We start from the raw sequence: 6,351 nt of genomic DNA on the forward strand, positions 1-6,351 counted from the left end.
GCCGGGACCCCTGCCGACAGGGCGCCCAGGGCCGGACGGATCGGTCGTTCAGCGCCGTCGCACCGAATTGCCGCCGGCCAGGATGCCGTTGATGAGCGCGGCCACGGCCGTGTGCATCGCATCGCCCGGCCCGGGCGGGGCATGCTGATGCGCGGCCGCGGCATCCATCAGGACGCCGACGATCTCGTTCTCCGGCAGGATGTTGCGATCATTGAGCGCGAGCAGAAGCGCCTCGCAGATGGCCAGCGCGGCGGTTCCGGCGACGTCGTTGGGCATGGTCATGATCGGGCGGCCCTTCGGGTTGGAGACAGGGGGCGGCCGCAAGCGACCGAAGCGTGGCATCATCATAGGCGCACGCCGCCGGGCCGGGCTGATCCACGGCAGTCCGGGGCGCGCCTTTCGCGGCGCCCGCCGGCCCCCGCCCGGGGTTGCCGGTTCGCCACCGGCCGCCGGGCATCCGGCGCGGTGTCCCGTTGCGATGTCCCCGTTGCGGTGTCCCGGTGCGGTGGCCGCGCGCGCAGGCCTGCCCGCCGAGGGCGGATCGACGGCCGGGGCGCGTGCCGAAGCCACTGGCGCCGGGCGTCGAGGAGGGGCTGGCGGGGGCGCTGTCAGCTCTGCGCGGGCGCCACTGTCGCACCCAGGGTGACGGACAGGCGGTGGCTGCCCCCCGTCAGCCCCACCCGAAGCCGACCGTCCTGCGGCGCAAGCGGCATGCCGTCCAGCGTCGCCCCGGCAATCCCCCGCCCGGTGCGGTCGGGGTTGTGAACGGTGATCTCCAGCCGCGTGGCGCCGATCCGAACGGTGGCGCTGACCCGTGGCCAGTCGCGGGGAAAACAGGGGGCGACGTGCAGCGCCGCCCCCGCGCGGGTCAGACCCAGCAGCCCCTCGATCCCCGCGCGGTACATCCACGCGGCCGAGCCGGTGTACCACGTCCAGCCCCCCCGCCCGACATGGGGGGCGGTGGCATAGACGTCGGCGGCGGCGACATAGGGCTCCACCTTGTAGCGGGCGGTGTCCGCGGGCGTGCGCGCATGGTTGATCGGGTTGAGCATCGCGAACAACCGTCCCGCCGCGCAGCCGTCGCCCATTCGCGCATGCGCCAGCACCGACCACATCGCGGCATGGGTGTACTGCCCGCCGTTCTCGCGCAGGCCGGGGGGATAGCCCTTGATGTAGCCCGGGTCCTGCGGGCTTGCGTCGAACGGTGGCGCGAACAGCAGCGCGAGGCCGGGACCGCGGCCGGGATCGCGGCGGATCAGCTGCGCCGTCATCGACGCCATGGCGGTTGCGGCCCGTGCCGGATCGGCGGCCCCCGACAGCACGGCCCAGCTTTGCGCGATGCTGTCGATGCGGCATTCGGTGGAGGTCGCGGACCCCAGCGGCGTGCCGTCGTCATAGGTGCCGCGCCGGTACCATGCGCCGTCCCAGCCGTGGCGCTCGATCGCGCGGCGGACGGCTTCGGCATGGGCGCGCCAGCGGGTGGCCCGCGCGGGATCGCGGGCCTGCGCCAGCGGCGCCATGGCGTGCAGGGTGGCGATCAGAAGCCAGCCCAGCCACACCGACGTGCCGCGCCCGTCCGCCCCCACGCGGTTCATGCCATCGTTCCAGTCGCCCGTGCCGATCAGCGGCATGCCGTTTTCGCCGGTCTGCGCGATGGCCTGGTCCAGACCGCGCGCGCAGTGCTCGAACAGGGTCGCGCTGTCGTCCGAGACGGTGGGCAGGAAGAAATCGTCATGCACCCCGGCCCGCAGCGCCGGCCCGTCGAGAAACGGCACCTCTGCGTCGAGCACCTCCGAATCGCCCGATACCGCCACATACTGCGCCACCGCATGGCCCAGCCACACCCGGTCGTCCGAGATCCGGGTCCGCACGCCCTGTCCCGAATGCGGCAGCCACCAGTGCTGCACATCGCCCTCGGGGAACTGTCGCGCGGCGGCGCGCAGCAGATGCGCGCGCGTCAGCGCTGGGCGCAGCGCCGCCAGCGCCATGCCGTCCTGCAACTGGTCGCGAAACCCATAGGCGCCGCTGGCCTGGTAGAACCCCGCCCGCGCCCAGATCCGGCACGCCAACGTCTGATAGAGCAGCCAGCCATTCAGCATGATGTCCATCGCCCGATCCGGTGAGGTCACCTGCACCCCGCCCAGCAGATCCGCCCAATGCGCCGTCACCGCCGCCAGCGTCGCCGCGGGGTCGGCCGCCCGGTGGCGCAGGATCAGCGCCTGTGCCGCGCCCGCGCTTTCGGCCTGTCCCAGCAGGAACAGAACCTCCACCTGCGTGCCGGGGGGCAGCGTCACCACCCGCCGCAGCGCGGCGCAGGGGTCCAGCGCGGGGCCGGTGCGCCCCGACAGCGGGGCATCGGTGATCCCGACGGGTGCGGCCATGGTGCCATCGATGCCGAGGATCTCGGCCCGGTCGCCGCTGTGGCTGGTGGTGTCGGCGCCGAGATCAGCAAAGGCAACCCGGCCGGAAAACGCGACGGAGGCCGGATTGCGGGCCAGGATGGCGCCGGTCCCGGGGTCGATCTCGGTGATGACATGGCGCAGGGTGGTCGCGCGCGACGCACCGAGCACCCATTCGACATAGGCCGTCACCGACAGCCGCCGCGGGCGTCCGGAAGTGTTGCGCAGCGTCAGGCGGGTGATCCGGATCGGGTCCTCCAGCGGCACGAACTGCACCATCCGGGCCTCGATCCCGTGGGCGGCATGCTCGAAGCTGCTGTAGCCAAAGCCGTGGCGGGCGACATAGAGGCCGTGGTCGCGGATCGGCCGGGCCGTCGGCGTCCAGGTCGCGCCGGTGTCGAGGTCATGCAGAAAAAGCGCCTCGCCAGCCGGGTCGGTGACGGGGTCGTTCGACCACGGCGTGATCTGGTTCTCGCGGCTGTTGATGGCCCACACATGCCCCGCCCCCAGCGCCGAGGTCTGGAACCCGAAGCCGGGGTTGGCGATCACGTTGATCCAGGGCGCAGGCGTGGTCTGCCCGTCGTGCAGGACCGTGACGTATTCGCGCCCGTCCCGGGCAAAGCCGCCCAGCCCGTTGAAGAATTCCAGAACGGAGGTGTCGAAGTCCGGGGTCGACGTCCGGACCGCCTCGGGGGCCGACGCAGGGGCCGCGCCGGCCTGTGCCTGGCTCGGTCTCCGGGTCGGTATCCGGGTCGGGTTCCGGGCCAGCGTCCGGGTCAGCGTCCGGGCCTGCGTCTGGTGCGCTGTCGGGCGCGCGGGTCCGTGGCGCGGTGGCCGTGACCGCCGCGTCGATCTGCTGGCCGATCCGGCCGCGACCGGCCACCAGCACCACCCCGGCCACGGCCAGCACAAGCGCGCGCGCATCGGGCCCTATGATGTCGCTGCGCAGCACATGGACCGTGCCGTCGGCCAGCCCCTCGGGCGCCTGCGGGCGCGGACGCGACCTGGCCGAGCGTACGGCGGTCTCGATGGTGGTCTGGAGGTCCTGCACATACGAGGTGGCGCGATCGTTCAGGATCACCACATCGACGGCCAGCTGGTGCATCCGCAGGTATTCATGGGCGGCCAGAAGCTCCAGCAGGCCGGGCGTGTCCTCGGTGTCCTGGATGCGGAACACGATGAGCGGCAGATCGCCCGAAATCCCCATCGGCCACAGCGCCGATTGCGGCCCCGCCCCGCGCAGGATGCCCGCGGCCGACGTCCGCAGCCGGGAATCGCCGCGCAGCAGCATCCCGCCCAGGCGCTGGAAATCGGCCGCCGCGGCCGGCGCCACGTCCAGATGCCGCAGCTGCACCTGCGCCTGCGTCCACGCCAGCGTGACGGCCCGGCCAAAGGCCGACGGGTCGCGGTGGCGGTCCACCAGGTCCAGCAGCACGCCCGGATCGTCGGCGACCATGGTCCAGAACGTCACGCGTGCCATTCCGCCCGCGGGCACCACCACCGACCGGCGGATCGCAAGCATCGGGTCGAGGACCGTGCCGGTCGTCTGCGACAGGGGCGCCGTGGCCATGTCCGCCCGGCCCATGCTGCCGCCCGCCCCGATGAACCTGGCCCGGTCGGTCTCGAACTGGAGCGGGGCGGCCTCCGTGCCCTCCACCACGGCGATGTGGGCGGCCCAGACCTCGGGGTCGGCGGCGGAGCGGCGGCGGCGCGTGGCGATGACAACCCCCAGTTCGGGCAGGAAGTCCGTCACCACGAACAGCTTCGAGAACGCCGGATGCGCCGCGTCGGCTGCGGCGGGCGCCAGCACCAGCTCGGCGCAGGAGGTCAGCTCGATTTCGCGCGCGCGCCCGGCGGTGTTGGTGAGCGTCACGCGCCGCGCCTCGGCGTCGTCCTCGGCCGAGACGACGACCTCGGTCACGGTGGTCAGGCCGTCGCCCCTGTGGGTGAACGCGGCGTGGTGTTCGCTGAACACCGCCGAATGGCGCGCGGGATCGGCGCCGGTGGGCTGGACCCCCGCCGACCAGCGCCGCCCCGACGCGCGGTCGCGCATCAGGATGAACGCCCCCTGCGCCGCCGAGGTCGGATCCCCGCGCCAGCGCGTCACCGCAAGGTCACGCCAGCGGCTGAAACCGGCCCCGCCCGGCGTCAGCACCACGCCATAGGTCCCGTTCGACAGCAGATGCGCCGTCGGCATCGCCTCTGCGGGGGCCGGGAAGCGGCGCACGGCGGCCTCGGTGTCGGGCTCGGGGTCGGTGACGCGCACCTCGCGGGCGCGCGGCGGCGCGTCGGTGGCATCGCGCGGCACCCGCTCCTGCAACAGCAGCTCCACCGCCCGGATCATCGGTTCGGCGTGGAAGCGCGCCCGCAGGCGGCCGTCCTGGACGCAGTTGGCAATGGCGGCGATGGTCATGCCCTGGTGATGCGCCATGAAGCTGCGCACGACGGCGCGGTCGGCCCCCGCGGGCAGCCGCGCCGGGGTGAAGTCCACCGCCTCGTGGAAGCCATAGCGCCCCTCGGCCCCGAGGTCGGCCAGCCGCGCAAGATTGCGCAGCGCCGCCGCCGGCGCGACCATCGCCGCGAGCGCCGTGGCATAGGGGGCGATGACCCGGTCCGAGCCCAGCCCCCGCTTCAGCCCCAGCCCCGGCACGCCGAAGTTCGAATACTGATAGGTCATCTCCAGGTCGCGGGCGTTGTAGGCGGATTCCGAGATCCCCCAGGGAATGCCCAGCGCCCCGGCATGGGCCTGCTGCCGCGCGACGATCCGGTGGTTGGTGTCCTCCAGCACCGAGCCGCCCGGCTCTTGCAGCACCAGCGACGGCATCAGGTATTCGAACATGCTGCCGGACCAGGACACCAGCGCGGTGCCTGTGCCCAGCGGGGTCGCGGCCCGGCCCAGGCGGAACCAGTGGCGGGTCTCGACGTCGCCCTTGGCGATGGCAAACAGGCTCGCCAGCCGCGCCTCGGAGGCGAGAAGGTCGTAACAGCTGTGGTCCAGCCGGTTGGTGGCCAGCGAAAAGCCGATCGACAGAAGCATCTTGTCGCGGTCCAGCAGAAAGGCGAAATCCATGCCGGTGGCAAGATCGCGGGCCGTCCGCTCCGCCGCAGCCAGGCGGGGGCGCAGGTCGGTGTCGCGGTCCGCGGCATGGCCCGCCAGCCCCGCGTGCAGTGCCGCACACCAGAAGGCCACGTCCCAGGCGGGGTCGCAGGCCGCGCGGGCATGGGCGGCGGCCTCCGCGGCCAGCGCCAGCAGGCGCCCCAGCGGCGCCCCCTGCGCCAGCGCCGTCTCCAGGCGCCCCAGCAGGTCGGCCAGTCCCGGATCGGGCGCGGCGGCCAGGGCCCGCCCGGCCAGCCGCAGCCCGTCGTCCAGCCCGGCGCGCCAGTCCGCGTCGCGGGCCTGCGGCGCCGCCTGCCAGTCCGCGCAAGCCTGCGCCACCGCGATCAGATGCCCCGCCAGATTGCCACTGTCGACCGAGGACACATAGCCCGGCTCCAGCACCCGCAGGTCGTCGGTGGCGTGCCAGTTGTGCAGGTGGCCCCGGAAGCGCGGCATCCGCTGCATCGTGGCCAGCGTCCGTTCCAGCCGCGCCAGCGCATCGCCCCGCCCGATCCAGCCCAGATCATGCGCGGCCGTCACCGACAGCAGGTACATCCCGATGTTGGTGGGCGAGGTGCGCCGCGCCAGCACCGGGCGCGGCGTCTCCTGAAAGTTGTCGGGGGGCAGGAAGTTGTCCTCGGCGGTCACGAAGGTCTCGAAATAGCGCCATGTGGCGCGGGCGATCAGCCGCAGGCCCGTGACCTCGGCCGCGGTCATCGGCACGGCGCGGCGCGTCGCGGCGGGCTGGCTGATCCGGTGGGCGATGGCCGGGCTGGCCAGCCAGAGCAGGGCAAACGGCAGCACCAGCGGCCAGACACCGGGGTTCAGCACCACCGCCCCGCCCGCCACCCCGAG

At 73.4% G+C, this 6,351-nt stretch carries 2 protein-coding genes and 1 pseudogene; all 3 read right to left on the bottom strand.

The features are described from left to right. Nucleotides 1-48: 48 nt before the first annotated feature. Nucleotides 49-282, bottom strand: coding sequence for a hypothetical protein (locus tag CCR87_RS14170; RefSeq protein ID WP_201158191.1), 234 nt, complete (start codon nt 280-282; stop codon nt 49-51). A gap of 326 nt (nt 283-608) precedes the next feature. Then, nucleotides 609-2,948 (bottom strand): glycoside hydrolase family 94 protein, encoded by a 2,340-nt coding sequence (locus CCR87_RS17350; protein ID WP_476748502.1) that lies wholly within the window; start codon nt 2,946-2,948, stop codon nt 609-611. Nucleotides 2,949-3,858: 910 nt separating this feature from the next. Beyond that, nucleotides 3,859-6,213 (bottom strand): annotated as a pseudogene (locus CCR87_RS17355) (glucoamylase family protein); the annotation flags it as partial. Nucleotides 6,214-6,351: the final 138 nt, after the last annotated feature.

Origin of the sequence: Rhodobaculum claviforme (assembly GCF_016653255.1) — a bacterium.
GTDB lineage: Bacteria > Pseudomonadota > Alphaproteobacteria > Rhodobacterales > Rhodobacteraceae > Rhodobaculum > Rhodobaculum claviforme.

Bases quoted from the DNA above. Each gene is read 5' to 3' on its own strand.
- CCR87_RS14170 (WP_201158191.1), bottom strand. From the start codon at position 282: ATGACCATGCCCAACGACGTCGCCGGAACCGCCGCGCTGGCCATCTGC.